The following is a 26,194-nucleotide window of genomic DNA, read 5'->3' as shown; positions in this document are numbered from 1 at the left end:
GCTCAATCGGCGTCGGCGTGGCCCGCGTATTGGGGCAGGTCGTCGGTGATCGTGAACCAGGGCGCCTTCGAGCCCACGAAGATGTGCGCACGCGGGCGGATCGAAGGGTCGTCGGCCAGCGTGCCCAGCGTCACATGCACGAACAGGCCGTCGCGCACCACCGAGTAGAGCAGCGAGCCGCAATGGCGGCAGTGCACGTCGCCCGCGTCTTCTTTGCCGAAGACCAGGAGTTCGTCCTGGCCCTGTGCAATGGCCAGCTTGTGCCGCTCGATGCCGGCGAAGGGCTTGAAGGCCGAGCCGGTCGCGCGCCGGCAGTCGGCGCAGTGGCAGTTCAGCGCATAGGCGAAGGCGTCGGCCACCGTGTAGCGCACCGCGCCGCAAAGGCAGCGGCCGGCCAGCGTGCGGTTGGCCGCGTTCTCGGGGCTGCTCACCGGACTGTCCATCGACCGAAAGGCGGCGGCTCAGCCCGCCAGGCCCACGAACACGTTCTGCACGTCGTCGTTGGCATCGATGGCGGCCAGGAACACTTCGACCTCCTCGAGGTGCTCCGCGCTGAGGCTGGCCGGATCGACCGGGTTCTTTGGCTTGTAGCCCAGCTTGGCCGACAGCACGGTGAAGCCCTGGGCCGGCAGCGCGCGGCTCACCAGGTCGAGGTCGGTCGGGTCGGTCAGGAACACCGTGGCGCCGCCTTCGCCGGCCGCCTCGAAGTCCTGCGCGCCCGCTTCGATGGCGGCGACTTCGGCATCGGCATCGGCACGCGAAGGCTCGGCCTCGATCATGCCCACGTGGTCGAAGTCCCACGACACCGAGCCCGAGGTGCCGAGCTGGCCCTTGCGGAACAGCACGCGCATTTCAGGCGCGGTGCGGTTCACGTTGTCGGTCAGGCACTCGACCATCACGGGCACCTGGTGCGGCGCAAAGCCTTCGTAGATCACATGCTCGAAGTGCACCGCCTCGCCGCTGAGCCCCGCGCCCTTCTTGATGGCGCGGTCCAGCGTGTCCTTGGGCATCGAGACCTTGCGGGCCTGCTCCACCACCAGCCGCAGGCGCGCATTGGAGGCCGGATCGGCGCCGCTGCGCGCGGCCACCATGATTTCCTTGGCCAGTTTTCCGAACAGGCGGCCCCTGGCATTGGCCGCCAGGTCCTTGTGCTTTGCTTTCCACTGTGCGCCCATGGCTGATGTTCCTTGTGTTGTGTGTGTGGCTGGATGGGCCGTTTGGGGCAACTACTTTAGCCGCAGCGCCTGGGGGCGGCCGCTTTTTCCAATCTGCGAAGGCCGGTGTCGCCATGGCCCCGGTTTCTCGCTTGGGCGGTGCGATTGTTTCCTTTCCGTGAACGCCGTGGTTCTTTTTGCTAAGGGTTTTTACGTAGAAGACGGCGCACAATTCATCTCACAGACCGGCCCCCAAGCCGATCTGGGTGAACAGGGCCCCGAGCGAGGTGGCCGCCCCCCGATGGGACGGTGACCCACCCAAGACCGGTTCGAAATCATCCAAAGTCAAAACTGAACTGAATTGAAGGAAATCAAAATGACCGCCTCGAAGATCCTCTCCGCCGTTGCTGTTGCCCTCATGGCCGTCGCCGGTGCCGCCCACGCCGAAACCTACGAAGGCGTGCATCAGCTGACCTCGGCCGCCAGCCGCGCCGACGTCGCCAGCCAGGCCGTGGTTGCCGCGCACAGCGCCAACCCCTACGCCACCGGCGCCAATGCAGGCCCGGCCCAGGTGCTCGTTTCGTCGAACAGCCGCGATGCGGTCCGCGCAGAAGCCGCCGTCGCGGCCCGCAGCGCCGATCCGTACGCCGAAGGCGCCTCGTCGGGCGTGGCCCCGATCGTCGCCAGCACGGTGGACCGCGCCACGGTGCGCGCCGCAGCCCGCGCTGCTGCCCGCGGCGACGCTCTGCCGCTGTAAAACGGCCCCGGCGCTCGGCGAGCGCCAATCCTCCAAAAAGCCGGCCATGCGAAAGCATGGGCCGGCTTTTTGCCGTGCTCGCCGCCCCGGATGCGAGGCCCGCGGCCCAGGCGTGGCTGATTTGCCACGCAGGCAAATGCTTTCGCCTTACAAAACGGCCGCCGCCTCCACGGGCGGACATCGAGCTTTGGCCGCAGCCCGGTACGATGGTGCCCGCCGCGGCGGGGCTGGCCGGCGCGGTTTTGGTGGCCTCCCATCCGCAAGATACCCACAACGTGAGCTGCACCCTGGTTCTGAAAGACGACGCCGGCCGCTTCGAAGCCGATGCCTTCGCGTGCCTGGCAGGTTGAACCGAGCACGCATGGCCCTCACGCTCGACCCCGAAGACACGCGCGAACGCATTCACGGCCTGGCGTGGTGCGGCTTCCATCCCGACGGCGACATCGAATGGATGATCACCGACGAGTACCTCGACCCCGACGAGCTCACGGCCGAAGACCGCGCCTGGGTCAAGGCCGAGGCCGCGCGCGCCTGCGCCGCCAAGCGCGCCGCCGAGGCTTCCTGGCCCGCCCAGACCGAATACGACAGGCTCGAAGCGGTGTTCGCCCAGCTGCGCAGCGAGAAGATTATTGCGCTGCACCGCGCCGGCAACTCGCTGGCCGATGGCCATGACGACGTGCGCGAGCAGTGGCGTGCCGCGGGCCGGCTTGCCTCGGGCATTCGCGGCTGCTGCTTCTATCACGCGCAGGACCTCGACACCGCCGTGCGCACCGGCCGCCTCTACCTGGCGTTCAGCGGCGGCATGATTCCCGAGATCGACCAGCGCGAGGCCAACACCGTCGCGGTCGGCCGGCGCATCGTCGAGCTGCTGCGCGCGGCCGGCTTCGGCGCGCAGTGGAGCGGCAACATCAACGAGCGCATCGAGGCCGACCTGGGCCAGTGGCGCAAGCGAAGCCCGTAGCCCGGCCACGGCCAGCCCTAGCAGAGCGGGCAATGGCTTGCACGAGCAGGGATCGCCGGATCGCGCCATCATCCGGCCCATGATTCCGTTCTCGATCCTCGACCTCTCCCCCATCACCGAAGGCAGCGACGCCGCGCAGTCGTTCCGCAACTCGCTTTCGCTCGCGCAGCACGGAGAGAAGCTGGGCTACCGGCGCTACTGGCTGGCCGAGCACCACGGCATGCCGGGCATCGCGAGCGCGGCCACCGCGGTGCTGCTCGCCTACGTGGGCGCCGGCACCTCGACGATCCGCATCGGTGCCGGCGGCGTGATGCTGCCCAACCATTCGCCGCTGGTGATCGCCGAGCAGTTCGGCACGCTGGAGTCGCTGTATCCGGGGCGCATCGACCTGGGCCTGGGCCGCGCGCCCGGCTCCGACCAGCGTACGGCGCGTGCGCTGCGCCGCAACCTCGAATCCGATGCCGACCAGTTTCCGCAGGACGTGGTCGAGCTCATGGACTTCATGTCGAAGGCGCCGCAGCAGCCCGTGCGCGCGGTGCCGGGCGCGGGGCTCGAGGTGCCGGTGTGGATCCTCGGATCGAGCACCTTCGGCGCCCAGCTGGCCGCGCACCTGGGCTTGCCCTACGCCTTTGCCTCGCACTTCGCGCCGCAGCAGCTGATGCAGGCGATCCAGATCTACCGCGAGACCTTCAAGCCTTCGGCGCAGCTGCAGAAGCCTCATGTGATGCTGGGCTTCAACGTGTTCGTGGCCGACACCGACGAAGAGGCAGAATTTCGCGCCACCTCGTGGCAGCAGGCCTTCGTGAACCTGCGCAGCGGCCGGCCGGGGCGCCTGCCGCCGCCGGTCGAGGGCTACCGGCAGAAGGTCGGCCCGGCGGAGAACGCGCTGCTCGATTCGGTGCTGTCGTGCTCGGCCGTGGGCTCGCCCGCCCGCGTGCGCGAAGGCGTGCAGGCCTTCATCGAGCGCACGGGCGCCGACGAGCTGATGATCACCTCGCAGGTGTTCGACCACGCGGCGCGGCTGCGCTCCTACGAGCTCTTGGCCGGCTTGCGCGGCCAGGCCTGATTCCCCCACGCCGGCCGCCCGGGCGCCGGGCTGGGACAATGGCGGGCTTATGGCAAAGCAACGGATCGTGGTGGGACTGAGCGGCGGGGTCGATTCCGCGGTCACGGCGCACCTGCTCAAGCAGCAGGGGCACGAGGTGGTCGGCATCTTCATGAAGAACTGGGAAGACGACGACGACAGCGAATACTGCTCGTCGAACATCGACTTCGTGGACGCCGCCAGCGTGGCCGACGTGCTGGGCATCGAGATCGAGCACGTCAACTTCGCGGCCGACTACAAGGACCGCGTGTTCGCCGAGTTCCTGCGCGAATACAAGGCCGGCCGCACGCCCAACCCCGACGTGCTGTGCAATGCCGAGATCAAGTTCAAGGCCTTCCTCGACCACGCGATGCGCCTCGGGGCCGAGAAGATCGCCACCGGCCACTACGCGCGCGTGCGGCTCAATGAGACCACCGGCCGGCACGAGCTGCTCAAGGGGCTCGATCCCTCCAAGGACCAGAGCTATTTCCTGCACCGGCTGAACCAGGCGCAGCTGTCCAAGACGCTGTTTCCCGTGGGCGAGCTGCACAAGACCGAGGTGCGCCGCATCGCGGAAGAGATCGGCCTGCCCAACGCGAAGAAAAAGGATTCGACGGGCATCTGCTTCATCGGCGAGCGGCCGTTCCGCGAGTTCCTCAACCGCTACATCTCGAAGGAGCCGGGCCCCATCAAGGACGACCGCGGCCGCAAGCTCGGCGAGCACCAGGGCCTGAGCTTCTACACGCTGGGCCAGCGGCAGGGGCTGGGCATCGGCGGCGTCAAGGAGAAGGGCGCGCAGCGCGGCTCGGGCGACCACTCGCCATGGTTCGTGGCGCGCAAGGACGTCGAGAAGAACACGCTCTGGGTGGTGCAGGGCCATGACCATCCCTGGCTGCTGTCCTCGGCACTCGCGGCCGGCGACGCGAGCTGGGTCTCGGGCGAGGCGCCCGCGCCGGGCCGCTACGGATCGAAGGCGCGCTACCGCCAGGCCGATGCGGCGTGCGAGCTGGAAGAAGGCGGCGGCGACCCCGCGGCCAGCTTCAGCCTGCGCTTCGGCGAGCCGCAATGGGCCGTCACGCCGGGGCAGTCGGCGGTGCTCTACGACGGCGAGCGCTGCCTGGGCGGCGGGGTCATCGTCTGAGCGCCTGAGGCCGGCGCGCGGCAGCCGTCAGCGCACCGATTCGTGGACGTGGATCAGGTCGAGCGGATAGCGCTTGCCGGCCAGGTGGTCCTCGACGCACTGCAGCAGCAGCGGGCTGCGGTGCCGCGGCACGCAGGCGCGGATCTCGTCGGCGCTCATCCAGACCGTGCGCACGATGCCTTCGTCGAGCGCTCGGCCCGCTTCCTGCGCGCCGAGCGTGCCGGCAAAGGCAAAGCGCAGGTAGGTCACGTCCTCCTTGCTGCCCGTGCGGTGGCTCGAGCGCGCCATGTAGATGCCGACCAGCGCGGTGGGCGTGAAGGCGTGGGCGGTTTCCTCGAGCGTTTCGCGGGCACAGCCTTCGATCGGCGATTCGCCCGGGTCGAGGTGCCCGGCCGGAGTGTTGAGCCTGAGCCCCTGGGCGGTGTGCTCCTCGACCAGCAGGAAGCGGCCGTCCTGTTCGATCACGGCGGCCACGGTGACGTTGGGTTTCCAGCGCGGGGTCGTCATTGTCTTGGGCCCTTTTGACTAACTCAATGCAGCGCGTAGCCGCTGAAGCGCCAGATGCGGTCGCTGTCGAGGTGAAAGCTCACGAGTTCGCGCAGTGTGCCATCCGGCTTGTTGCTGAAGCGGGTCTCGTACTCGATGCTGACATATTGTCCGGCCGCCTCGGCATCAGGGTCGGCCACGGCCCGGCGCTTGACCGCCACCCAGGTGCGCTGCAGCGGCGCGCCCAGCGCGGAACGGCTGCCGGAAACCTTGGCGGCGAAGTCGGTGCGCGCGATGCGCTTGCGGGTGGCGGCCGTGGCGCCGTCCCAGAGCTCGCCGGTCCTGCCCTGGTCGATCATCCGGATGGCCTGCATGCCGCCCTGCACCAGGTCGCTGGCTTCCACATCCTGCGCGGCGGCCGTGCCGAAGACGCCCCAGCACAGTACGGCGGCCAGCAGCAGCCTCGCGAGAACTTTCATCGGCTTCATTCCTTTGGGGCGGCCCACGGCAGGGGCCCGAAGCCGTTTGGAGCCCGTATCGGAGCGGAGATTCCCGGGCGGGGCCTCAGCGCGCGAGGCTGTCGGGATGCGTGCTGGCGTCGACCACTTCGAGCCGGTAGCCCAGCCCATAGATGGCCAGCAGCAGGAAGCCGCTCGCGGGCCCGAGGCCCAGCTTGGTCCGCAGGCGGGAGATGTGGGTGTCCAGCGACCGCGACAGCGCCGCCGTGCCAACGCCCCACACCGCCTCGTGCAGGTGCTCGCGCGACAGCAGCCGGCCGAGGTTCTGGAACAGGAACAGCGCGAGCGCGTATTCGCGGTTCTTCAGCTCGACGGGCGTGCCATTCACCTTGAGGACGCGCGCGGGCGGATAGAAGTGATAAGGGCCGAACACCAGCTCGGTCTCGTGCTGCGCGGGATAGGACCGGCGCAGCAGCGCATTGACCCGGGCCTCGAGCTCGGTGGCGCGCACCGGCGCGACCATGAAATCGTCGGCGCCCGCATTGAGCCCTTCGACCACGGCGGTCTCGTCGCGCGTGGTGGTCACGAAAAGAATGGGCGCGCGGCTTCGCAGCTCGTTGCGCGCGGTCTTCACGAGCTCGAGGCCGCGCATGTCCGGCGGGTTCCATTCGAGGATCAGAAGATCGAAGGTTTGCCGGCGCAGCGCCTGGAGCAAGGGACGCCCTTCGGTGTACGAGTGACATTCGTGGCCGAGCCCCGACATCGCCTCGGCGATCAGCCGAAGCTGATCGGGCTCGTGATCAAGTACTGCAATACGCATTCCATCCCCTTCTTCCTGCCAAATTTGCCTCTGCGGGCTTTCGAGTGAAAGAAGTGTATCTATCTGCGTCTCCGGAAAAAAGGCTTCGCGTAACTAATGCACGAAATGAAGGTATCTTTCTTGGAGTTGATGGCAATTGCAAACAAATGCGCGCTAATTGACGACAAGCGTTGCCGGACGCCGCTGCCTGGCGGCCGGGCACGCCGAAACATGGGAGCCCGATACGGGGGAAACAACCGATGCACGGGCCTGCAGGTCCCGATGCCGCCGACTTCGCTACCATTTATATAGCTACACATGCAATGACTACGGTCATCAAGCGGCGAACAGGCGGTGGATTTTGGCGACAGCGCAGCCGTAATCTTGCTGTAAGCTCTGGCCGCGTTCCCGTATTGCCCTTGCCCTGAGGAGATCTCTATGCTGATAGGCGTGCCTGCCGAGACAATGGCCGGCGAAACCCGCGTGGCCGTAACGCCCGAGACGGTGAAGAAACTGGCCGCTTCCGGGCACACCGTGCGCGTGCAGTCCGGGGCTGGCATTGCAGCCAGCGTCACCGATGCCGCCTACCAGGCCGCCGGTGCCGAGATCGTCAACATGAACGCCGCCTTCGCGGCCGACATGGTGCTCAAGGTGCGCACCCCCACCGATGCCGAAACCGCGCTCATGAAGCCCGGCACCGTGGTCATCGGCATGCTCAACCCCTTCGATGCGGCCGGCCTGCAGCGCCTGGCCACGGCCGGGCTCACCGCCTTCGCGCTCGAAGCCGCGCCGCGCACCACCCGCGCTCAGAGCATGGACGTGCTCAGCTCGCAGGCCAACATCGCGGGCTACAAGGCCGTGATGATCGCGGCCGACAAGTACCAGCGCTTCTTCCCGATGCTCATGACCGCCGCCGGCACCGTGAAGGCCGCGCGCGTGGTCATCCTGGGCGTGGGCGTGGCCGGCCTGCAGGCCATTGCCACCGCCAAGCGCCTGGGGGCGGTGATCGAGGCCTCCGACGTGCGCCCGAGCGTCAAGGAGCAGATCGAGTCGCTCGGCGGCAAGTTCATCGAGGTGTCCTACGACACCGACGAAGAGAAGGAAGCCGCCGTCGGCGTGGGCGGCTACGCCCGGCCCATGCCCGCGAGCTGGCTGGCGCGCCAGCAGGTCGAGGTGGCCAAGCGCGTGGCGCTGGCCGACATCGTCATCAGCACCGCGCTCATTCCCGGACGCGCCGCGCCCACGCTCATCACCGAGGACATGGTCAAGGCCATGAAGCCCGGCTCGGTGATCGTCGACATCGCGGCCGGCAAGGGCGCGGACGGCATCGGCGGCAACTGCCCCCTCTCGGAGGCCGACAAGACGGTGGTCAAGCACGGCGTGACCATCGTCGGCGAGACCAACCTGCCGGCGCTGGTGGCGGCCGACGCGTCGGCGCTTTATGCGCGCAACGTGCTCGACTTCCTCAAGCTGATCGTCACCAAGGAGGGCGGCCTGAAGATCGACCTCGAGGACGACATCGTCGCCGCCTGCCGCGTCGCGCACGACGGCCAGGTCACGAAGAAATAAGCCGCCCCCAGCACCCACGCGAGGAGAAGAAATCATGGATCCCGTTTCCCATACCGTCATCAACCTCATCATCTTCGTGCTGGCCATCTACGTGGGCTACCACGTGGTGTGGACCGTCACGCCCGCGCTGCACACGCCGCTGATGGCCGTGACCAACGCGATCTCGGCCATCGTGGTGGTGGGCGCCATGCTGGCGGCCGCGCTCACCGAAACCCCGCTGGGCAAGACCATGGGCGTGCTCGCGGTGGCGCTGGCGGCGGTGAACATCTTCGGCGGCTTCCTGGTCACGCGGCGCATGCTCGAGATGTTCAAGAAGAAAGAGAAGAAGGCCGCACCCAAGGCCGAAGCGGGAGCCTCGCAATGAGCATGAACGTCGTCACGCTGCTGTACCTGGTTGCCAGCGTCTGCTTCATCCAGGCCCTGAAGGGCCTGAGCCACCCCACCACCTCGATCCGCGGCAACCTCTTCGGCATGGCCGGCATGGCCATCGCGGTGGTCACCACCGGTGCGCTGATCTACAAGCTGGCCGGCGGCCAGCTCACGGGCCTGGCCTGGGTGCTGCTGGGGCTGGTGGCCGGCGGCGGCTACGGCGCCTACCGCGCCAAGACGGTCGAGATGACCAAGATGCCCGAGCTGGTGGCCTTCTTCCACAGCATGATCGGCCTGGCGGCGGTGTTCATCGCGGTGGCGGCCGTGGTCGAACCCGCGGCCATGCTCGAGGGCATCGCCAAGGGCGCGCCCATTCCCGCCGGCAACCGGCTCGAGCTGTTCCTGGGCGCGGCCATCGGCGCCATCACCTTCAGCGGCTCGGTGATCGCCTTCGGCAAGCTGTCGGGCACCTACAAGTTCCGGCTGTTCCAGGGTGCGCCGGTGCAGTTCAAGGGCCAGCACATGCTGAACCTCGTGCTCGGCCTGGCGATGATCGGCCTGGGGCTGGTGTTCATGGCCACCGAAAGCTGGCCGGCCTTCTTCGCGATGCTGGCGCTGGCCTTCGTGATGGGCGTGCTCATCATCATCCCGATCGGCGGCGCCGACATGCCGGTGGTGGTGTCGATGCTCAACAGCTACTCGGGCTGGGCGGCCGCGGGCATCGGCTTCTCCTTGAACAACGCGATGCTGATCGTGGCCGGCTCGCTGGTGGGCTCGTCGGGCGCGATCCTGAGCTACATCATGTGCAAGGCCATGAACCGCTCGTTCTTCAACGTGATCCTGGGCGGCTTCGGCGGCGAGGCGGTCAGCGCGGCCGGCGGCGCCAAGGAGCAGCGGCCGGTCAAGAGCGGCAGCGCCGACGACGCGGCCTTCGTGCTGGGCAACGCCGAGACGGTGGTGATCGTGCCGGGCTACGGCCTGGCGGTGGCGCGCGCGCAGCATGCGGTGAAGGAACTCGCCGAGAAGCTCACGCACAAGGGCATCACCGTGAAGTACGCGATCCACCCGGTGGCCGGGCGCATGCCGGGCCACATGAATGTGCTCTTGGCCGAGGCCGAGGTGCCCTACGACCAGGTGTTCGAGATGGAGGACATCAACGGCGAGTTCGGCCAGGCCGACGTGGCGATCATCCTGGGCGCCAACGACGTGGTGAACCCGGCGGCGCTGCAAAAGGGTAGCCCGATCTACGGCATGCCCATTCTCGAAGCCTACAAGGCCAAGACGGTGATCGTGAACAAGCGCTCCATGGCGGCGGGCTATGCCGGCCTGGACAACGAGCTCTTCTACATGGACAAGACCATGATGGTCTTTGGGGATGCGAAGAAAGTAGTGGAAGATATGGGCAAGGCCATCGAATAGGCCCAAGGTCCGCACCCGCGCAGTGCGGGCAGATCATCACCGCGGCGCCACTTGTGCGCCGCTGTCGTTTCAAAAACACGCGATTCCGAGGAGACACACCCATGACCGACCGCCCCTGGCTCAGCAGCTATCCGCAAGGCGTGCCCGCCGACATCGACGCCTCGCAGTATTCCTCGCTGGTCGGTCTCATGGAGGAGAGCTTTGCCAGGTACGCCGACCGCACGGCCTACAGCTTCATGGGCAAGGACGTGAGCTATGCGGAGACCGACAAGCTCAGCAAGGCCTTCGGCGCGTACCTGCAGGGGCTCGGCCTCGCCAAGGGCGACCGCGTCGCGGTCATGATGCCCAACTGCCCGCAGTACCCGATCGCGGTCGCGGCCATCCTGCGCGCCGGCCTGATCCTGGTGAACGTGAATCCGCTGTACACGCCGCGCGAACTCGAGCACCAGCTCAAGGACTCGGGCGCCAAGGCCATCGTCATCATGGAGAACTTCGGCACCACGCTGCAGCAGTGCATCGCGGCCACGCCCATCAAGCACATCGTGCTGGCGGCCATGGGCGACCGGCTCGGCTTCCTCAAGGGGGCGCTCGTCAACTACGTGGTGCGCAACGTGAAGAAGCTGGTGCCGCACTACAGCCTGCCGGGCGCGGTGCGCTTCAACGATGCGCTCGACCAGGGAGCGGGCCGCACGCTGAAGGCGCCGGCCCTCGGCCCCGACGACGTGGCCGTCCTGCAGTACACCGGCGGCACCACCGGCGTCTCCAAGGGCGCGGTGCTGCTGCACCGCAACGTCATTGCGAACGTGCTGCAGTCCGAAGCCTGGAACGAACCCGTGATGGCCCAGGTGCCGGCGGGCGAGCAGCCCACGAGCGTGTGCGCGCTGCCGCTCTATCACATCTTCGCCTTCACCGTGGGCATGATGCTGAACATGCGCACGGGCGGCAAGCTGATCCTCATTCCGAATCCGCGCGACCTCGCGGGCGTGCTCAAGGAACTGTCCAAGCACACGATCCACAGCTTTCCCGCGGTCAACACGCTGTTCAACGGGCTGGCCAACCACCCCGACTTCAACACCGTCAACTGGAAGAACCTCAAGGTGTCGGTGGGCGGCGGCATGGCCGTGCAGGCGGCGGTCGCGAAGCTCTGGCTCGAGAAGACCGGCTGCCCGATCTGCGAGGGCTACGGCCTGTCCGAAACCTCGCCCTCGGCCACCTGCAACCCCACCAACAGCAAGGCCTACACCGGCACCATCGGCCTGCCGCTGCCGAGCACCTGGCTCAAGCTGCTCGACGACGAAGGCCGCGAGGTGCCGCCGGGCCAGCCCGGCGAGATCGCGATCAAGGGCCCGCAGGTGATGGCCGGCTACTGGCAGCGCCCCGACGAGACCGCCAAGGTCATGACGCCCGACGGCTACTTCAAGAGCGGCGACATCGGCGTGGTCGACGAGCGCGGCTACTTCAAGGTGGTCGACCGCAAGAAGGACATGATCCTGGTCTCGGGCTTCAACGTGTACCCGAACGAGATCGAGGACGTGGTGGCGCAGATTCCGGGCGTGCTCGAATGCGCGGCGGTCGGCGTGGCCGACGAGAAGACCGGCGAGGCCGTCAAGCTGGTGATCGTCAAGAAGGACGAGTCGCTGACCGAAGCGCAGGTGCGCGAATACTGCAGAGCAAACCTTACGGGTTACAAGCAGCCGCGGATCGTGGAGTTCCGTGGCGAACTCCCGAAGACGCCAGTCGGAAAGATCCTGCGGCGCGAACTGCGCGACGTCAAGAAGTAAGGGTTCGGCCCGGGTAGGGCCGCGGCATCGATCATGCATATTGCGGGTCGATGCTTCGCTTCCTCCTCACGCGCGTGAGCCTGCTGGTGCCGACCTTCATCGGCATGACGCTGCTTGCCTTTTTCCTGATCCGGCTGGTGCCGGGCGACCCCATCGAAACCATGGCGGGCGAGCGCGGGATCGATCCCGAGCGCCATGCCCAGCTGCGCGCGGCCTACGGCTTCGACAAGCCGGTGATCGTGCAGTACGGCATCTACATCGGCCGCGTGCTGCATGGCGATCTCGGCAAGTCGCTGGTCACCCAGGAGTCGGTCGCCAACGAGTTCCTTGCGCTGTTCCCCGCCACGGTCGAGCTGGCCGTGTGCGCCATTGCCTTCGCGCTGCTGCTGGGGCTGCCGGCGGGCATCCTGGCGGCGGTGCGGCGCAATTCCATCTTCGACCATGGCGTGATGGCCACCTCGCTCACCGGCTATTCGATGCCGATCTTCTGGTGGGGGCTGCTGCTGATCCTGTTCTTCTCGGTGCAGCTGGGCTGGACGCCCGTGTCGGGCCGCATTGCGGTGCAGTACTTCGTCGAGCCTGAAACCGGCTTCCTCTTGATCGATGCGCTGCGCGCCGGCGACACCGGCGCCTTCTGGTCGGCGCTGCATCACCTCGTCCTGCCGGCCATCGTGCTCGGCACCGTGCCGCTCGCGGTCATCGCGCGCATGACGCGCTCGGCCATGCTCGAGGTGCTGGGCGAGGACTACATCCGCACCGCGCGCGCCAAGGGCCTTTCGCGCCTTCGCGTGGTGGGGCTGCATGCGCTGCGCAACGCGCTGATTCCGGTGGTCACGGTGATCGGGCTGCAGGTGGGCGTGCTCTTCACGGGCGCGATCCTCACCGAGACCATCTTCTCGTGGCCCGGTGTCGGCAAGTGGCTGATCGAGGCCATCGGCCGGCGCGACTATCCGGTGCTGCAGGGCGGCATGCTGCTGCTGGGCGGCATCGTGATGCTGGTCAACCTGCTGGTCGACGTGGCCTACGGCGTCATCAATCCACGCATCCGGCACTGACCGATCCCATGGCAACGACGACACCCCACGCAGTTTCGGGCAGCGCCGGCGGCGCAGCGCCTCCCGGCCCCTGGCGCGAGTTCTGGACCGCCTTCTCGGCCAATCGCGGCGCGGTGATCGGCCTTGCCACCGTCGCGCTGCTGCTGCTGGTGGCGCTGTTCGCGCCGTGGATCGCGCCGCATGCGCCCAACGAGACCAACAGCGCCGTCTTCCTGCTGCCGCCGGCATGGCAGCAGGGCGGCTCCGCAAGCTACCTGCTGGGCACCGACGCCATCGGGCGCGACATTCTTTCGCGGCTGATGCACGGCGCGCGGCTCTCGCTGTCCATCGGCGTGGCGGTGGTGGCGCTGTCGGTGGTCGTCGGCGTGGTGCTCGGCCTTGTCGCGGGCTTCTTTCGCGGCGTGCTGGAGATCGCGATCATGCGGCTGATGGACATCGTGCTCACGATGCCGAGCCTGCTGATGGCCATCGTGATCGTCGCGATCCTCGGGCCGGGGCTGGTCAATGCCATGGTGGCGGTGGCCATCGTCGTGCTGCCGCACTATGTGCGCATCACGCGCGCCGCGGTCATTGCCGAGATCTCGCGCGACTACGTGACCGCCGCGCGCGTGAGCGGCGCCGGCACGCTGCGTCTGATGTTCCGCGAGGTGCTGCCCAACTGCGCGGCGCCGCTGATCGTGCAGGCCTCGCTCGGCATCTCCACGGCCATCCTCGATGCGGCGGCGCTGGGCTTCATCGGCCTGGGCGCGCAGCCGCCGTCGCCCGAATGGGGAACGATGCTGGCCGATGCGCGCGAGTTCGTGCTGCGCGCCTGGTGGGTCGTGACTTTTCCGGGGCTCGCGATCCTCGCGGCCGTGCTGGCCTTCAACCTGCTCGGCGACGGCCTGCGCGATGCGCTCGATCCCAAACTGAAACGATGAACATGCTGCTGGACATCAAGGATCTGCACGTCGAGTTTCCGACGCAAGGCGGCGTGCTGCATGCGGTCGACGGCGTGAGCCTCAGGCTGGAGGAGGGCGAGGTGCTCGGCATCGTCGGCGAATCGGGCTCGGGCAAGAGCGTGACGATGATGGCGCTGATGGGCCTCGTGGGCTTTCCGGGCCGGGTGCGCGCGCAGCACATGCGCTTTGCGGGCAAGGAGCTGCTCGGCATCTCCGACAAGGCGCGCCGCGCGCTGGTCGGCAAGGAGGTGGCCATGATCTTCCAGGAGCCGACCACCAGCCTCAATCCCTGCTTCACCATCGGCTTCCAGCTGATGGAAACGCTGCGGCTGCACCTTCATCTGGACCGGCGCACGGCGAAGAAGCGCGCGACCGAGCTGCTCGAGCAGGTCGGCATACCGGCCGCGTCGTCGCGCCTGGGCAGCTATCCGCACCAGCTCTCGGGCGGCATGAACCAGCGCGTGATGATCGCGATGGCCATTGCCTGCAACCCGCGCCTCCTGATCGCCGACGAGCCGACCACCGCGCTCGACGTGACGATCCAGGCGCAGATCCTCGACCTGCTGCGCGAGCTGCAGAAGGAGCGCGGCATGGCGCTGGTGCTCATCACGCACAACATGGGCGTGGTCAGCGAGATGGCGCAGCGCATCGCCGTGATGTATGCGGGCCAGGTGATGGAGCAGCAGCGCGTCGACCGGCTCTTCGCGGATCCGCAGCATCCCTACACCGAGGCCCTGCTGGCCGCGCTGCCCGAACGCGCCGCGCCCGAGGGGCGGCTGGCCACCATCGCGGGCGTGGTGCCGGGCGTGCACGACCGGCCGGCCGGCTGCCTGTTCGCGCCGCGCTGCAGCTACGTGACGACGAAGGCCTGCAACGTGCGGCCGGCGCTGCGCGAGGTCGAGTCGCCGCCCGGCGCCGAGGTGCGCTGCCATTTCCCGCTCGGCGAGCCCGGGCGCATGGCGGCCATCGAGGCCGACCGGCCGCGGCCGCAGGCCGCGGAGGCGCTGCCATGAGTGGCGATGCCATCGGCGACGTCGTCGTGGAGGCGCGCAACCTGCAGCGCACCTATGCCGTGCGGCGCGGCATGTTCCGCGCGCCTGCGCAGTTGCGCGCGGTCGGCGACATTTCTTTTCGCATCGAGCGCGGCCGCACGCTCGCGGTGGTCGGCGAATCGGGCTGCGGCAAGTCGACGCTCGCGCGCATGGTCGCGTTGATCGAAAAGCCCACGGCCGGGCAGCTCGTGCTGGCCGGCCACGATGCGGTGGACCCGCCGCCCGCATACCGGCGCGAACTGCGCCAGGCCGTGCAGCTGGTGTTCCAGAACCCCTATGGCTCGCTCAATCCGCGCAAGAAGATCTCTGCGGTGCTCGAGGATCCGCTGGCCATCAACACCGCGCTCGGCAAGCCCGAGCGGGTTGCCAAGGCGCGCGAGATGCTGGCGCGCGTGGGCCTGCGGCCCGAGCATGCGAACCGCTATCCGCACATGTTCTCGGGCGGCCAGCGCCAGCGCATCGCCATTGCGCGCGCGCTCATGCTGGAGCCGCGCCTGCTGGTGGCCGACGAGCCGGTGTCGGCGCTCGACGTGTCGATCCAGGCGCAGGTGCTGAACCTGCTGGCCGACCTGCAGGCCGAGCTGGGCCTGGCCTATCTCTTCATCTCGCACGACCTGGGCGTGGTGCGGCACATCGCGCACGAGGTGCTCGTGATGTACCTCGGCCATGCGGTGGAGCAGGGCCCCAAGGCGCGCATCTTCGCGCGGCCGCTGCATCCCTACACGCAGGCGCTGCTGGCATCCACGCCCGGCCTCAGCAGCCAGCGCATCGTGCTCAAGGGCGAGCTGCCGTCGCCGCTCGATCCGCCCACGGGCTGCGTCTTCAACACGCGCTGCCCGCACGCGACGCAGCGCTGCCGCGAGGAGCGGCCCCTGCTGCGCGCACTCGACGAGCGCCTGGTGGCCTGCCACTACGCGGAGAAATTCCTCGATGGCACGCCGCCGGTCAGCGCCGATGTGCCTTTGTCCCCGCCGTTCGCCGCGCCTCTGGCGGCGAACCCCTAGTTCACTTCCACCGTGTCCCAAGGAGTTGCCATGAAGAAGACCACCCAGCCATCCGTTTCGCGCCGCTCGCCCAGGCTTGGCGCGCTGCTCGCGCCGGCGGCACTCGCCATGCTCGCACTGGGCGCGGGCGCCGTGTCCGCCAAGACGCTGGTCTATTGCTCGGAGGGCAGTCCCGAGAACTTCTATCCGGGCGTCAACACCACCGGCACCTCGTTCGACGTGACCACGCAGGTCTACAACACCATTGTCGAGTTCGAGCGCGGCGGCACCAAGGTCGTGCCGGGCCTGGCTGAAAAATGGGACATCTCCGCCGATGGCACGGTCTACACCTTCCACCTGCGCAAGGGCGTCAAGTGGCACAGCACCAGCAAGAGCTTCAAGCCCACGCGCGACTTCAACGCCGACGACTTCATCTTCATGCTCGAGCGGCAGTGGAAGGAGAGCGATCCCTTCTTCAAGGTCACGAGCCAGAACCACTCCTACTTCAACGACATGGGCATGCCCAAGCTCCTGAAGTCGGTGGACCGCATCGACGACCTGACCGTGAAGATCACGCTCAACCAGGCCGAGGCGCCGTTCCTTGCCAACCTGGCCATGCAGTACGCGGGCATCCAGTCGAAGGAATACGCCATTGCGATGCTGAAGGCCGGCACGCCCGAGAAGGTCGACCAGGACCCGATCGGCACCGGCCCGTTCTACCTCGTGCAATACCAGAAGGACGCGGTCATCCGCTTCAAGGCCTTCCCGCAGTACTGGGGCGGCAAGGCGAAGATCGACGACCTCGTGTTCGCGATCACGCCCGATGCCTCGGTGCGCTGGGCCAAGCTGCAGAAGGGCGAATGCCACGTCATGCCGTATCCGAATCCGGCCGATCTCGACGCGATCCGCAAGGACCCGAACGTGCAGGTGCTCGAGCAGCCTGGCCTCAACGTGGGCTACCTTTCGTACAACACCACCAAGAAGCCCTTCGACGACGTGCGCGTGCGCAAGGCCATCAACATGGCGATCAACAAGAAGGCGATCATCGACGGCGTGTACCTGTCGACCGGCGTGGCCGCGAAGAACCCGATCCCGCCCACCATGTGGTCCTACAACGACGCGGTCAAGGACGATCCCTACGACCCCGAAGCCGCCAAGAAGCTGCTGGCGCAGGCCGGCTTTCCCGATGGCTTCTCGACCGACCTGTGGGCCATGCCGGTGCAGCGGCCCTACAACCCGAATGCCAAGCGCATCGCCGAGCTGATGCAGGCCGACCTTGCCAAGATCAACGTCAAGGCCGAGATCAAGAGCTTCGAGTGGGGCGAGTACCGCAAGCGCCTGCAGGCCGGCGAGCACCAGATGGGCATGCTCGGCTGGACCGGCGACAACGGCGACCCCGACAACTTCCTCTACACGCTGCTGGGCTGCGCCTCGGCCAAGTCGGCCAGCGGCAGCAACATCTCCAAATTCTGCTACCAACCCTACGAAGACCTCGTGCTCAAGGCCAAGAGCGCGACCAAGCAGGCCGAGCGCGATGCGCTCTACAAGAAGGCGCAAGTCATCTTCAAGGAGCAGGCGCCGTGGTTCACCATCGCGCACGCGGTGCAGCTGAAGCCGGTGCGCAAGGAGGTGGTCGACTTCAAGCTCAGCCCCTTCGGCCGCCACACCTTCTACGGCGTGGACATCAAGTAGCCGATGAACGCACCCGTTGCCATCGTCGCGGCGATGCACGAGGAGCTGGGCGCGCTGCTCGCGCAGATGCCGGACGAGCAGCGCGTGCGCGCCGCGGGGCGCGATTTCTGGGTCGGCCACCTGCACGGCCAGCCGGTGGTGGCCGTGCTGTCGCGCATCGGCAAGGTCGCGGCGGCGGTCACGGCCACGGTGCTGCTCGAGCGCTTCGGCGTGCGCGCGATCGTGTTCACGGGCGTGGCAGGCGGGCTCGCGCCGGGCGTGGACGTTGGCGACGTGGTGGTCGCCACGCAACTGCTGCAGCACGACCTCGACGCCTCGCCGATCTTCCCGAAGTACGAAGTGCCGCTCATGGGCCTTTCGCGCTTTGCGGCCGATGCCTCGATCGGCGATGCGCTGGCGGCCGTGGCCGAAGCCGCGCTGCGCGATCCGGTGGCGCTGGTGGGGCAGGCGGCCGCGGATGAATTCGGCCTCCGGTCGCCGAAGGTGCACCGCGGCCTGCTGGTGAGCGGCGACCGCTTCGTCTCGACGGCCGCCGAGAGCGCTGCCTTGCGGCGCAGCCTGCCCGATGCGCTCGCGGTCGAGATGGAAGGCGCGGCGGTCGCGCAGGTGTGCCACGACTATGGCGTGCCGTTCGCGGCCATGCGCACCATCTCGGACCGCGCCGACGACGCCGCGCATGGCGACTTCGCGCGCTTCGTCGCCGAGGTGGCGAGCCGCTACAGCCTGGCCTTGGTCGATGCGTGGCTGGCCACGCTGCCTCCTCGCGGAATGCCGGCCGCTACTTGAGCCAGCCGCGCCGGCGGAAGTACCACATCGGCACCAGCGCGCTTGCCGCCATCAGCGCCAGCGCATACGGATAGCCGAGCGACCAGTCGAGCTCGGGCATCAGCTTGAAGTTCATGCCGTAGATGCTCGCGATCAGCGTGGGCGGCAGCAGCGCCACGCTGGCCACCGAGAAGATCTTGATGGTCTTGTTCTGGTTGATGTTGATGAAACCGACGGTCGCATCCATCAGGAAGTTGATCTTGTCGAACAGGAAGGCCGTGTGGTTGTCCAGCGATTCGATGTCACGCAGGATCTGCCGCGCCTCCTCGAACTGCTCGGCGTTGAGCATGCGGCTGCGCATCATGAAGCTCACGGCGCGGCGCGTGTCCATCACGTTGCGGCGGATGCGGCCGTTCAAGTCTTCCTGGCGCGCGATGGCGCCCAGCACCTCGCCGGCCAGCTCGTCGCTCACGTTGCCTTCGAGCACCTTCTTGCCCGCGATCTCGAGTTCGTCGTAGATGTTCTCGAGCGTGTCGGCCGAGTATTCCGCGTCGGCGTCGAACAGCTTGAGCAGCACTTCCTTGGCGTCTTCGATGAGGCCCGGCGCGCGGCGCGCACGCATGCGCAGCAGCCGGAACACCGGCACGTCCTCGTCGTGGATCGAGAACAGCACGCCGCGGCTGCGAAGCTCGGTGTTGTGCTGGTTCAGGATGAAGGCCACGCGCACCGAGCGCGGGTCTTCGTCGTCGTCGATCAGGAAGTCGGAGCGGATGTGCAGCTCGCCGTTGTCTTCCTCGTAGAAGCGGGCCGACTCCTCGATGTCCTCGTCCATCGCGTCTTCGGGAATCGAGAGGCCGTAGTACTGCTTGATCCAGCGCTTTTCCTCGAGCGTGGGCGATTCGAGGTCGACCCAGATCGGCTGGAACTTGGACAGCTCCTCGAGCGCCTCGATCTCTTCCTGGACAAGGCGGCCGTTGGCAAGCGTAAAGATATTGAGCATGGGCTCACTCCCGTGAAATGGCTGAGGCGATGGGGCGAGGGGAGGGGTGCTTTCAATCCCCGGGCCCGGGCGTCAGGACGCGGGAGTTGAAAGCTGCCGAGACGGTGCGGTTTCCATGATGCGGTCTCCAGTTGCAGCGAGCGGCGATTATGTCATCGGCCATGTGACGGCAGGCCCTCCGATCTGGATGGACATACAGTAAAGTCGTGGGCATGCAGACCGCTGCGCTCCCCGCTTTTTCCGCCACGGGCACTCCCCTCACCACGGGTGCCACCCAGGCCGAGCGCCTCGCCGCGGCGCTCTCGGCGCTCAACGACGAGCAGCGCGCCGCCGTCGAGCACGGCGTCGGCACGCTGACTGCCGGGCGCGACGAGCGGCCGCTGCTGGTGATCGCCGGCGCGGGCTCGGGCAAGACCAGCACGCTGGCGCACCGGGTGGCGCACCTCATCGCCGGCGGCGTCGATCCGCAGCGCCTGCTGCTTCTGACCTTCTCGCGCCGCGCGGCGCAGGAAATGGAGCGCCGCGCGGGCCAGGTGCTGGCGCGCGTGCTCGGGCTCAAGTCCGACAAGCCGCCCGCGCTGCCCTGGGCCGGCACTTTCCACGGCATCGGCGCGCGGCTGCTGCGCGAGTACGCCGCGCACATCGGCCTGAACGACCACTTCACGATCCACGACCGCGGCGACGCCGAGGACCTGATGGGCTTGGTGCGCCACGAGCTCGGCCTGTCGTCGAGCGTGAACCGCTTTCCGCGCAAGGGCACCTGCCTTTCGATCTATTCGCGCTGCGTCAACACGCGCGCCCCGCTGGCCGAGGTGCTGGCCGAGGCCTTTCCGTGGTGCGCCGAATGGGAAGCCGAACTCAAGCGCCTGTTTGGCGCCTACGTCGAGGCCAAGCAGCAGCAGAACGTGCTCGACTACGACGACCTGCTGCTCTACTGGGCCGGCATGGTGGCCGAGCCCGCGCTGGCGGCGCTGGTTGGCGAGCGCTTCGACCACGTGCTGGTCGACGAATACCAGGACACCAACCTGCTGCAGGCCTCGATCCTGCGGGCGCTCAAGCCCGACGGCCGCGGCGTGACGGTGGTGGGCGACGATGCGCAGTCGATCTACTCGTTTCGCGGCGCAACGGTGCGTAACATCCTCGACTTTCCGTCGCAGTTCTCGCAGGCTGCGCGCGTGGTCACGCTGGAGCGCAACTACCGCTCGACCCAGCCGATTCTCGATGTCTCGAACCGGGTCATTGCACAGGCGGCCGAGCGGCATGCCAAGACGCTGTGGACCGACAAGCCCTCCGCCGGCCGGCCGCAGCTGGTGCTGGTGCCCGACGAGGCGCAGCAGGCTGTCTGGGTGGCGGACAAAGTGCTGGCGCACCGCGAGGGCGGCCTCGCGCTCAAGTCGCAGGCGGTGCTGTTCCGCGCCGCCACGCACAGCGCGCCGCTCGAGCTCGAACTGGCGCGCCGCAACATCCCGTTCGTGAAGTACGGCGGCCTCAAGTTTCTCGAGGCCTCGCATGTGAAGGACCTGCTCGCGGTGCTGCGCTTCGCCGAGAACCCGCGCGGCCGCATGGCGGGTTTCCGCGTCACGCAGCTCATCCCGGGCATCGGGCCGGCCACGGGCGCGCGGCTGCTCGATGCCATGGACCAGGCCGCCGATCCGGCGGCGGCGGTGCGCGAATTCGTGCCGCCCTCGGCCGCCCGCGAGGAGTGGGCGGTCTTTGCCGAAGCCTATGCCGCGCTGTGCGCGCCCTCGCTGCCGTGGCCGGCCGATGTGGAACTGGCGGTGCGCTGGTATTTGCCGCACCTGGACCGGCTCTACGACGACCCCTCCGGCGTGCGGCGCGGCGACGTCGAGCAGCTGGCGCGGCTGGCCTCGGGCTACGGCTCGCGCGAGCGCTTCCTGACCGAACTCACGCTCGATCCGCCCGAAGCCACCAGCGACAAGCCGGGCCCGCCCTCGCTCGACGAGGACTACCTCATTCTTTCGACCATCCACTCGGCCAAGGGGCAGGAGTGGAATTCGGTGCACGTGCTCAACGTGGTCGACGGCTGCCTGCCGGCCGACGTGGCGCAGGGCGCGCACGAACTCGAGGAGGAGCGGCGGCTGCTCTACGTGGCGATGACGCGGGCGCGCGACCACCTGCATCTTCTGGTGCCGCAGCGCTTCTACGTGACGCAGCAGGCCGTGCGCGGCGACCGGCACCTGTATGCCAACCGCACGCGCTTCATTTCCGAATCGGATCTTGCCGGCTTCGAGCAGCAGACCTGGCCGCCGCCGCCGGCGCGCCCGCCCGCAGTGCCGCCGCCGGCCGCGGTGATCGACCTGCGCAACCGCATGCGCGCGGCCTGGAGCTGAGCCGGCCGGCCCTTCGCCCGGCAGGGTCACCGCTGGTGACGCACTGAAACACTTGCTGCCAAAGTGCCGCATCGGCGGGCCTGCATGCGCGGGCCGCTATGGAATCGCTAGCGTGAGCAGCGCATGGTCCGCCGGTGTCCGCCACCCGGAGAAGTCTGCTATTGCAATACCGTGACAGCTTGGGCATAGTGAATCGACCGTCCCATCTTTTCTCTTCTTCCCCTTTTCTCCCCCAACCCCCATATCTGTTTCGCCGGCCACGCCCCATCCCGGAGCGGGGCCATTTTCCCAACCGTCAATTCTCAGGAGGTCATTCATGAATTTGACGATCAGCGGTCATCACCTCGACGTCACACCTGCCTTGCGCACCTACGTCACGAGCAAGCTGGACCGGATCACACGGCACTTCGACCAGGTGGTCGATGTGAAGGTGCTCCTCACGGTGGAAAAGCAGAAGGAAAAGGAACGCCGCCAAAGGGCGGAGTGCAACATTCACGTCAAGGGTAACGACATGTTCGCGGAGTCGAGCCACGCTGATCTCTATGCTGCGGTCGATGAACTGGTCGACAAGCTCGACCGCCAGGTGGTGCGCCACAAGGACCGCCTGCAGGACCACCACCACGCCGCCCCCAAGCGCGTGATGTAGGCCACGGGCCAGAGGGCTGCAGCCCTGCCGACAAGCCGCCTGCGGGCGGCTTTTTGCTGCCTGTTGCTGTTACCGGCGCTGACAAGGCTGCGAGGCCTCCGGGCAACATGTAGCCAAAAAGTAAGTAACGGGAGTGGGGGTTTTTACCAAGCGGGTGCATAATCGCCCCCGCCCTTCCCCCACCATGAATCGCCTCGCGTCCATCCTGCCGCCCGCTCAAGTGCTTGTGAGCGTTGACGCTACCAGCAAGAAACGTGCTTTCGAAGAAGCCGGCTTGCTGTTCGAGAGCCTTCACGGCCTCGGCCGCGCGCTCATCACCGACAGCCTGTTCGCACGCGAACGCCTCGGCTCCACCGGGCTCGGGCACGGGGTGGCCATTCCGCACGGCCGCATCAAGGGCCTCAAGGCCCCCATGGCCGCGGTCTTCCAGCTGGCCAACCCGATCGGCTTCGACGCGCCGGACGAGCAGCCCGTCGGGCTCCTGATCTTCCTGCTGGTGCCCGAGGCGGCCACCCAGAAGCACCTTGAAATCCTCTCCGAGATCGCCGAGCTGCTGAGCGACGCCAACCTGCGCGAGCAGATCAAGTCGAGCACCGACGCGGCCGAACTGCACGGACTCATTGCCGGCTGGCAGTCGACGCAAGTCGCCTGAAGTGCCTGCCCAGAGGCTCCCGCGGCCCCGCCGGGCCGGTTCCGCGGTATTCTGGCCGGCCTCCAACTAGGCGCGCAGCGCCATTTCCCTACGCATGAAGCCGACCGTCATCAGTGCCGACGCCATGTTCGAGGAATTCCGCGGGTCGCTCCGCTGGGAATGGCTCGCCGGGCTCGGGGCGTCAGAGCGCCAGTTCGACCCTGAAGTCATCAGCCGGGCCCAATCGGCGGCCGATCTGGTCGGTTACCTCAATTACATCCATCCGTACCGCGTGCAGATCCTGGGCGCGCGCGAAGTGGCCTACCTGACGCGCGGCAGCCAGGAAGACTGCGCCCGGCGCATCGCCCGCATCGTCACGCTGGAGCCGCCCATGCTGGTGCTGGCCGACGGCCAGGCCGCGCCGGACGAGCTGCTATCGATTTGCGAGCGCGCCCAGCTGCCGCTGTTCGCCACGCGCGAGTCGTCGGCCTTCGTGATCGACCTGCTGCGGGCCTACCTGTCCAAGCATTTCGCGGAGCGCACCTCGATGCACGGGGTGTTCATGGACATCCTGGGCATGGGGGTCATGATCACCGGCGAATCGGGGCTCGGAAAGAGCGAGCTCGGGCTGGAGTTGATCTCGCGCGGCAACGGCCTGGTGGCCGACGACGCGGTCGACCTGTTCCGCATCAACCAGAACACCATCGAGGGCCGCTGCCCCGACCTGCTGCTGAACCTGCTGGAGGTGCGCGGCATCGGCCTTCTGGACATCCGCGCGATCTTCGGCGAGACGGCGGTGCGGCGAAAGATGCGGCTCAAGCTGATCGTGCACCTGGTGCGGCGCGACAGCTTCGAGCGCGACTACGAGCGCATGCCCTCGGCGCCGCTCACGCAGGACGTGCTGGGCATTCCGGTGCGCAAGGTCATCATCCAGGTGGTGGCCGGGCGCAACATCGCCGTGCTGGTGGAAGCCGCCGTGCGCAACTCGATCCTGCAGCTGCGCGGCATCGACACCTATGCGGATTTCGTGGCGCGCCACCACAAGGCGATGGAAAGCGGGCGCGACGGGGACTGAACGGCTATCTTTTGTTTACGCAGTCGCCGCACAGGCCGTAGAGCGACATCGCGTGGTCCTGCAGGATCCAGCCCTTGTCCTTGGAGATCATCTGCTGGCGGCGCTCGATCTCGGCGTCGTAGAACTCCTCGACCTTGCCGCACGAGGTGCAGATCAGGTGGTCGTGGTGGGTGCCTTCGTTCAGCTCGTAGACCGCCTTGCCGCTTTCGAAATGGCTGCGCTCGAGGATGCCGGCCTGCTCGAACTGCGTCAGCACGCGGTAGACGGTGGCCAGGCCGATGTCGGAGTGCTCGTTCAGGAGCACGCGGAAAACATCTTCGGCCGTCATGTGGCGCTGGCTGCCGGTCTGGAAGATCTCGAGGATCTTCAGGCGTGGCAGAGTGGCCTTGAGGCCGGTGTTCTTGAGTTCGTCGATATTGGCCATGATGGTTCCTGCGCCCTGGGCTGCAGACAGGCCCCAAAAAGGGCCAGCCGCTACAATGGCCGATCATATCGCTACCCCCTTTTTTCCTCCCATGCCTGCCATTCTCCAACGCCGTCCCTGGCTGCTGGCCGCGGCCGTCGCCGCGACCTTCTGCCTCGGTGCCTGCAGCGGCTTCAGCGATCGCACGCGTGGTGCGCTGACGGCCATCACGCCCTACAAGGTCGAAGTGGTCCAGGGCAATTTCGTGTCGAAGGAACAGGTCGAGGCGCTCAAGCCCGGCATGTCGCGCCAGCAGGTGCGCGAAATCCTCGGCACCTCGCTTCTGACCGACGTCTTCCACAAGGACCGCTGGGACTACGTCTTCACGATCAGGCGCCAGGGCGTCGATCCCCAGGAACGCCGCCTGACCGTCTTCTTCAACGGCGAATTGCTCGACCGCTTCGAGGGCGACCCGATGCCCAGCGAGGAAGAATTCGTCGCCACGCTGGACACCCGCAAGAAGAGCGGCAAGGTGCCGCCGCTCGAGGCGTCGGAAGAAGAGCTCAAGAAATTCGCCCCCAAGGACGACGGCAAGAAGGCCGATGCCACCGCCACGGCCACCAGCCTGCCCCCGCTTCCCGCCGCATACCCCCCGCTCGAAGCCGCGCGCTGAGCACGCGCCAAACCCAGGGCGAGGGCGGGCGCACCCGCCGGGTCGGGCGGGCGTGCCGGTTTCCATGCCAATTTCGAAGGCTGAATCCGCGTGACTGAATCCATTTCCACTTCTTCGTCCCTTTCCGGGTCTTCCACGCCCCCCCTGCGGCGCATCGCGATTGCGGGCGCCTCGGGCCGCATGGGCCGCATGCTGGTCGAGGCGGTGCGCGAGGCGCCCGATTGCCGGCTGGCCGGCGCGCTCGACATGGCGGGCAGCAACGCCATCGGCGCCGATGCGGCTGCGTTCCTCGGCTTCACGAGCGGCGTGCCGATCGTGGCCGACCTGCGCACCGGACTCAAGGACGCGCAGGTGCTCATCGACTTCACCCGCCCCGAAGGCACGCTCGCGCACCTGGCAGCCTGCCGTGAGCTCGGCGTGCAGGCCGTGATCGGCACCACCGGCTTCAGCGATGCGCAGAAGGCCGAGATCGCCGAGATCGCCAAGGACATCGCGATCATGGTCTCGCCCAACATGAGCGTGGGCGTCAACGTCACCTTCAAGCTGCTCGAAATGGCGGCCAAGGCGCTCTCGACGGGCTACGACATCGAGATCATCGAGGCGCACCACCGCCACAAGGTCGATGCGCCCTCGGGCACCGCGCTCAAGATGGGCGAAGTGATCGCCGGCGCGCTGGGCCGCGACCTGAAGGACTGCGCCGTGTACGCGCGCGAAGGCATCACCGGCGAGCGCGACCCGTCCACCATCGGCTTCTCCGCGATCCGCGGCGGCGACATCGTGGGCGACCACACCGTGCTGTTCGCGGGCACCGGCGAGCGCATCGAGATCACCCACAAGTCCGCGAGCCGCGTCACCTACGCGCAGGGCGCGCTGCGCGCCGTGCGCTTCCTGGCCGGCCAGAAGGCGGGCCTGTTCGACATGTTCGACGTGCTGGGCTTGCGCTGAAAGA

At 67.6% G+C, this 26,194-nt stretch carries 28 protein-coding genes; 21 read left to right on the top strand and 7 right to left on the bottom strand.

Annotated features, from left to right (window positions below; all coding sequences use genetic code 11):
* Positions 1-2: 2 nt before the first annotated feature.
* Together VPA02S_RS10385 and VPA02S_RS10380 are read right to left on the bottom strand one after the other, a co-directional pair.
* Positions 3-443 (bottom strand): GFA family protein, encoded by a 441-nt coding sequence (locus VPA02S_RS10385; RefSeq protein WP_012745544.1) that lies wholly within the window; start codon positions 441-443, stop codon positions 3-5.
* 18 nt (positions 444-461) lie between these two features.
* Positions 462-1,175: a YebC/PmpR family DNA-binding transcriptional regulator gene (locus VPA02S_RS10380; protein ID WP_062363767.1), complete on the bottom strand. Its 714-nt coding sequence runs from the start codon at positions 1,173-1,175 to the stop codon at positions 462-464.
* Between the two features lie 355 nt (positions 1,176-1,530).
* Between VPA02S_RS10380 and VPA02S_RS10375 the strand changes: the two genes are divergently transcribed.
* From VPA02S_RS10375 to mnmA, 5 genes are all read left to right on the top strand, one after another.
* Complete coding sequence (locus VPA02S_RS10375) at positions 1,531-1,911, top strand: hypothetical protein (RefSeq protein WP_012745546.1); 381 nt, start codon at positions 1,531-1,533, stop codon at positions 1,909-1,911.
* A gap of 56 nt (positions 1,912-1,967) precedes the next feature.
* Positions 1,968-2,261 carry a hypothetical protein gene (locus VPA02S_RS31700; protein WP_150106743.1) on the top strand — a complete coding sequence of 98 codons (294 nt, stop codon included), beginning with the start codon at positions 1,968-1,970 and terminating at the stop codon, positions 2,259-2,261.
* A gap of 11 nt (positions 2,262-2,272) precedes the next feature.
* Entirely contained in the window at positions 2,273-2,872 is a 600-nt protein-coding gene (locus tag VPA02S_RS10370) for a DUF6891 domain-containing protein (RefSeq protein WP_012745548.1), read from the top strand.
* A gap of 79 nt (positions 2,873-2,951) precedes the next feature.
* Positions 2,952-3,938 carry an LLM class flavin-dependent oxidoreductase gene (locus VPA02S_RS10365; protein WP_012745549.1) on the top strand — a complete coding sequence of 329 codons (987 nt, stop codon included), beginning with the start codon at positions 2,952-2,954 and terminating at the stop codon, positions 3,936-3,938.
* A 49-nt stretch (positions 3,939-3,987) separates the two neighbouring features.
* Entirely contained in the window at positions 3,988-5,097 is a 1,110-nt protein-coding gene (mnmA, locus tag VPA02S_RS10360) for a tRNA 2-thiouridine(34) synthase MnmA (RefSeq protein WP_012745550.1), read from the top strand.
* A 27-nt stretch (positions 5,098-5,124) separates the two neighbouring features.
* Here the strand turns inward: mnmA and VPA02S_RS10355 are convergent, their stop codons facing one another.
* The 3 genes from VPA02S_RS10355 to VPA02S_RS10345 form a co-directional block, all read right to left on the bottom strand.
* Entirely contained in the window at positions 5,125-5,604 is a 480-nt protein-coding gene (locus VPA02S_RS10355) for an NUDIX hydrolase (protein WP_012745551.1), read from the bottom strand.
* Positions 5,605-5,627: 23 nt separating this feature from the next.
* Complete coding sequence (locus VPA02S_RS10350; RefSeq protein WP_012745552.1) at positions 5,628-6,062, bottom strand: DUF4019 domain-containing protein; 435 nt, start codon at positions 6,060-6,062, stop codon at positions 5,628-5,630.
* Positions 6,063-6,147: 85 nt separating this feature from the next.
* The gene (locus tag VPA02S_RS10345; protein WP_012745553.1) at positions 6,148-6,861 is read right to left on the bottom strand and encodes a response regulator transcription factor; all 714 of its coding nucleotides are present in this window, start codon (positions 6,859-6,861) and stop codon (positions 6,148-6,150) included.
* 417 nt (positions 6,862-7,278) lie between these two features.
* Here VPA02S_RS10345 and VPA02S_RS10340 point away from each other — a divergent pair, with 417 nt between their 5' ends.
* The 10 genes from VPA02S_RS10340 (at position 7,279) to VPA02S_RS10295 (ending at position 18,487) form a co-directional block, all read left to right on the top strand.
* Positions 7,279-8,409, top strand: coding sequence for a Re/Si-specific NAD(P)(+) transhydrogenase subunit alpha (locus VPA02S_RS10340; RefSeq protein WP_062363766.1), 1,131 nt, complete (start codon positions 7,279-7,281; stop codon positions 8,407-8,409).
* A gap of 34 nt (positions 8,410-8,443) precedes the next feature.
* A complete protein-coding gene (locus tag VPA02S_RS10335; RefSeq protein ID WP_012745555.1) occupies positions 8,444-8,773 on the top strand; it encodes an NAD(P) transhydrogenase subunit alpha part 2 in 330 nt (109 codons plus the stop codon).
* Positions 8,770-10,197, top strand: coding sequence for an NAD(P)(+) transhydrogenase (Re/Si-specific) subunit beta (locus tag VPA02S_RS10330; protein WP_062363764.1), 1,428 nt, complete (start codon positions 8,770-8,772; stop codon positions 10,195-10,197). Before VPA02S_RS10335 ends, VPA02S_RS10330 begins: the two co-directional genes overlap by 4 nt.
* Before the next feature lie 101 nt (positions 10,198-10,298).
* Entirely contained in the window at positions 10,299-11,978 is a 1,680-nt protein-coding gene (locus VPA02S_RS10325; RefSeq protein WP_012745557.1) for a long-chain-fatty-acid--CoA ligase, read from the top strand.
* Between the two features lie 50 nt (positions 11,979-12,028).
* The gene (locus tag VPA02S_RS10320) at positions 12,029-13,033 is read left to right on the top strand and encodes an ABC transporter permease subunit (protein WP_012745558.1); all 1,005 of its coding nucleotides are present in this window, start codon (positions 12,029-12,031) and stop codon (positions 13,031-13,033) included.
* Between the two features lie 8 nt (positions 13,034-13,041).
* The gene (locus VPA02S_RS10315) at positions 13,042-13,953 is read left to right on the top strand and encodes an ABC transporter permease subunit (protein WP_012745559.1); all 912 of its coding nucleotides are present in this window, start codon (positions 13,042-13,044) and stop codon (positions 13,951-13,953) included.
* Positions 13,950-14,987: an ABC transporter ATP-binding protein gene (locus VPA02S_RS10310; protein WP_012745560.1), complete on the top strand. Its 1,038-nt coding sequence runs from the start codon at positions 13,950-13,952 to the stop codon at positions 14,985-14,987. The genes VPA02S_RS10315 and VPA02S_RS10310 overlap by 4 nt, the downstream gene beginning before the upstream one ends.
* Positions 14,984-16,030, top strand: coding sequence for a peptide ABC transporter ATP-binding protein (locus tag VPA02S_RS10305; RefSeq protein WP_012745561.1), 1,047 nt, complete (start codon positions 14,984-14,986; stop codon positions 16,028-16,030). The genes VPA02S_RS10310 and VPA02S_RS10305 overlap by 4 nt, the downstream gene beginning before the upstream one ends.
* A 30-nt stretch (positions 16,031-16,060) precedes the next feature.
* Complete coding sequence (locus VPA02S_RS10300; RefSeq protein ID WP_012745562.1) at positions 16,061-17,701, top strand: ABC transporter substrate-binding protein; 1,641 nt, start codon at positions 16,061-16,063, stop codon at positions 17,699-17,701.
* Positions 17,702-17,704: 3 nt separating this feature from the next.
* Complete coding sequence (locus VPA02S_RS10295; protein WP_012745563.1) at positions 17,705-18,487, top strand: 5'-methylthioadenosine/adenosylhomocysteine nucleosidase; 783 nt, start codon at positions 17,705-17,707, stop codon at positions 18,485-18,487.
* On the opposite strand, the gene corA is transcribed toward VPA02S_RS10295, so the two are convergent.
* Positions 18,480-19,466 (bottom strand): magnesium/cobalt transporter CorA, encoded by a 987-nt coding sequence (corA, locus tag VPA02S_RS10290; RefSeq protein WP_012745564.1) that lies wholly within the window; start codon positions 19,464-19,466, stop codon positions 18,480-18,482. The two genes, VPA02S_RS10295 and corA, sit on opposite strands and share 8 nt — an antisense overlap.
* 212 nt (positions 19,467-19,678) lie before the next feature.
* On the opposite strand from corA, the gene VPA02S_RS10285 reads away from it, so the two are divergent.
* The 4 genes from VPA02S_RS10285 (at position 19,679) to hprK (ending at position 24,169) form a co-directional block, all read left to right on the top strand.
* On the top strand, positions 19,679-21,817 hold the full coding sequence (locus VPA02S_RS10285) for an ATP-dependent helicase (RefSeq protein WP_062363762.1): 2,139 nt from the start codon (positions 19,679-19,681) through the stop codon (positions 21,815-21,817).
* A gap of 316 nt (positions 21,818-22,133) precedes the next feature.
* On the top strand, positions 22,134-22,463 hold the full coding sequence (gene hpf, locus VPA02S_RS10280; protein WP_012745566.1) for a ribosome hibernation-promoting factor, HPF/YfiA family: 330 nt from the start codon (positions 22,134-22,136) through the stop codon (positions 22,461-22,463).
* A 184-nt stretch (positions 22,464-22,647) separates the two neighbouring features.
* On the top strand, positions 22,648-23,115 hold the full coding sequence (locus VPA02S_RS10275) for a PTS sugar transporter subunit IIA (RefSeq protein WP_012745567.1): 468 nt from the start codon (positions 22,648-22,650) through the stop codon (positions 23,113-23,115).
* A 94-nt stretch (positions 23,116-23,209) separates the two neighbouring features.
* Positions 23,210-24,169 (top strand): HPr(Ser) kinase/phosphatase, encoded by a 960-nt coding sequence (hprK, locus tag VPA02S_RS10270; RefSeq protein WP_012745568.1) that lies wholly within the window; start codon positions 23,210-23,212, stop codon positions 24,167-24,169.
* Between the two features lie 4 nt (positions 24,170-24,173).
* Here the strand turns inward: hprK and fur are convergent, their stop codons facing one another.
* Positions 24,174-24,593, bottom strand: coding sequence for a ferric iron uptake transcriptional regulator (gene fur, locus VPA02S_RS10265; RefSeq protein ID WP_012745569.1), 420 nt, complete (start codon positions 24,591-24,593; stop codon positions 24,174-24,176).
* A 91-nt stretch (positions 24,594-24,684) separates the two neighbouring features.
* Between fur and VPA02S_RS10260 the strand changes: the two genes are divergently transcribed.
* Together VPA02S_RS10260 and dapB are read left to right on the top strand one after the other, a co-directional pair.
* On the top strand, positions 24,685-25,245 hold the full coding sequence (locus tag VPA02S_RS10260) for an outer membrane protein assembly factor BamE (protein WP_012745570.1): 561 nt from the start codon (positions 24,685-24,687) through the stop codon (positions 25,243-25,245).
* A 144-nt stretch (positions 25,246-25,389) separates the two neighbouring features.
* Positions 25,390-26,190 (top strand): 4-hydroxy-tetrahydrodipicolinate reductase, encoded by an 801-nt coding sequence (dapB, locus tag VPA02S_RS10255; protein ID WP_259347626.1) that lies wholly within the window; start codon positions 25,390-25,392, stop codon positions 26,188-26,190.
* The last annotated feature ends 4 nt before the right edge of the window (positions 26,191-26,194 follow it).

Origin of the sequence: Variovorax paradoxus NBRC 15149, assembly GCF_001591365.1 — a bacterium.
Taxonomy (GTDB): Bacteria; Pseudomonadota; Gammaproteobacteria; order Burkholderiales; family Burkholderiaceae_C; genus Variovorax; species Variovorax paradoxus.
The sequence above is the reverse complement of the archived record's forward strand: the minus strand, read 5'-3'. Positions and strand labels throughout refer to the sequence as shown.

Excerpts from the sequence above, each read along its gene's own strand:
- VPA02S_RS10385 (WP_012745544.1), bottom strand. The coding sequence starts at position 443 with ATGGACAGTCCGGTGAGCAGCCCCGAGAACGCGGCCAACCGCACGCTG.
- VPA02S_RS10380 (WP_062363767.1), bottom strand. The coding sequence starts at position 1,175 with ATGGGCGCACAGTGGAAAGCAAAGCACAAGGACCTGGCGGCCAATGCC.
- VPA02S_RS10375 (WP_012745546.1), top strand. The coding sequence starts at position 1,531 with ATGACCGCCTCGAAGATCCTCTCCGCCGTTGCTGTTGCCCTCATGGCC.
- VPA02S_RS31700 (WP_150106743.1), top strand. The coding sequence starts at position 1,968 with ATGGGCCGGCTTTTTGCCGTGCTCGCCGCCCCGGATGCGAGGCCCGCG.
- VPA02S_RS10370 (WP_012745548.1), top strand. The coding sequence starts at position 2,273 with ATGGCCCTCACGCTCGACCCCGAAGACACGCGCGAACGCATTCACGGC.
- VPA02S_RS10365 (WP_012745549.1), top strand. The coding sequence starts at position 2,952 with ATGATTCCGTTCTCGATCCTCGACCTCTCCCCCATCACCGAAGGCAGC.
- mnmA (WP_012745550.1), top strand. The coding sequence starts at position 3,988 with ATGGCAAAGCAACGGATCGTGGTGGGACTGAGCGGCGGGGTCGATTCC.
- VPA02S_RS10355 (WP_012745551.1), bottom strand. The coding sequence starts at position 5,604 with ATGACGACCCCGCGCTGGAAACCCAACGTCACCGTGGCCGCCGTGATC.
- VPA02S_RS10350 (WP_012745552.1), bottom strand. The coding sequence starts at position 6,062 with ATGAAAGTTCTCGCGAGGCTGCTGCTGGCCGCCGTACTGTGCTGGGGC.
- VPA02S_RS10345 (WP_012745553.1), bottom strand. The coding sequence starts at position 6,861 with ATGCGTATTGCAGTACTTGATCACGAGCCCGATCAGCTTCGGCTGATC.
- VPA02S_RS10340 (WP_062363766.1), top strand. The coding sequence starts at position 7,279 with ATGCTGATAGGCGTGCCTGCCGAGACAATGGCCGGCGAAACCCGCGTG.
- VPA02S_RS10335 (WP_012745555.1), top strand. The coding sequence starts at position 8,444 with ATGGATCCCGTTTCCCATACCGTCATCAACCTCATCATCTTCGTGCTG.
- VPA02S_RS10330 (WP_062363764.1), top strand. The coding sequence starts at position 8,770 with ATGAGCATGAACGTCGTCACGCTGCTGTACCTGGTTGCCAGCGTCTGC.
- VPA02S_RS10325 (WP_012745557.1), top strand. The coding sequence starts at position 10,299 with ATGACCGACCGCCCCTGGCTCAGCAGCTATCCGCAAGGCGTGCCCGCC.
- VPA02S_RS10320 (WP_012745558.1), top strand. The coding sequence starts at position 12,029 with ATGCTTCGCTTCCTCCTCACGCGCGTGAGCCTGCTGGTGCCGACCTTC.
- VPA02S_RS10315 (WP_012745559.1), top strand. The coding sequence starts at position 13,042 with ATGGCAACGACGACACCCCACGCAGTTTCGGGCAGCGCCGGCGGCGCA.
- VPA02S_RS10310 (WP_012745560.1), top strand. The coding sequence starts at position 13,950 with ATGAACATGCTGCTGGACATCAAGGATCTGCACGTCGAGTTTCCGACG.
- VPA02S_RS10305 (WP_012745561.1), top strand. The coding sequence starts at position 14,984 with ATGAGTGGCGATGCCATCGGCGACGTCGTCGTGGAGGCGCGCAACCTG.
- VPA02S_RS10300 (WP_012745562.1), top strand. The coding sequence starts at position 16,061 with ATGAAGAAGACCACCCAGCCATCCGTTTCGCGCCGCTCGCCCAGGCTT.
- VPA02S_RS10295 (WP_012745563.1), top strand. The coding sequence starts at position 17,705 with ATGAACGCACCCGTTGCCATCGTCGCGGCGATGCACGAGGAGCTGGGC.
- corA (WP_012745564.1), bottom strand. The coding sequence starts at position 19,466 with ATGCTCAATATCTTTACGCTTGCCAACGGCCGCCTTGTCCAGGAAGAG.
- VPA02S_RS10285 (WP_062363762.1), top strand. The coding sequence starts at position 19,679 with ATGCAGACCGCTGCGCTCCCCGCTTTTTCCGCCACGGGCACTCCCCTC.
- hpf (WP_012745566.1), top strand. The coding sequence starts at position 22,134 with ATGAATTTGACGATCAGCGGTCATCACCTCGACGTCACACCTGCCTTG.
- VPA02S_RS10275 (WP_012745567.1), top strand. The coding sequence starts at position 22,648 with ATGAATCGCCTCGCGTCCATCCTGCCGCCCGCTCAAGTGCTTGTGAGC.
- hprK (WP_012745568.1), top strand. The coding sequence starts at position 23,210 with ATGAAGCCGACCGTCATCAGTGCCGACGCCATGTTCGAGGAATTCCGC.
- fur (WP_012745569.1), bottom strand. The coding sequence starts at position 24,593 with ATGGCCAATATCGACGAACTCAAGAACACCGGCCTCAAGGCCACTCTG.
- VPA02S_RS10260 (WP_012745570.1), top strand. The coding sequence starts at position 24,685 with ATGCCTGCCATTCTCCAACGCCGTCCCTGGCTGCTGGCCGCGGCCGTC.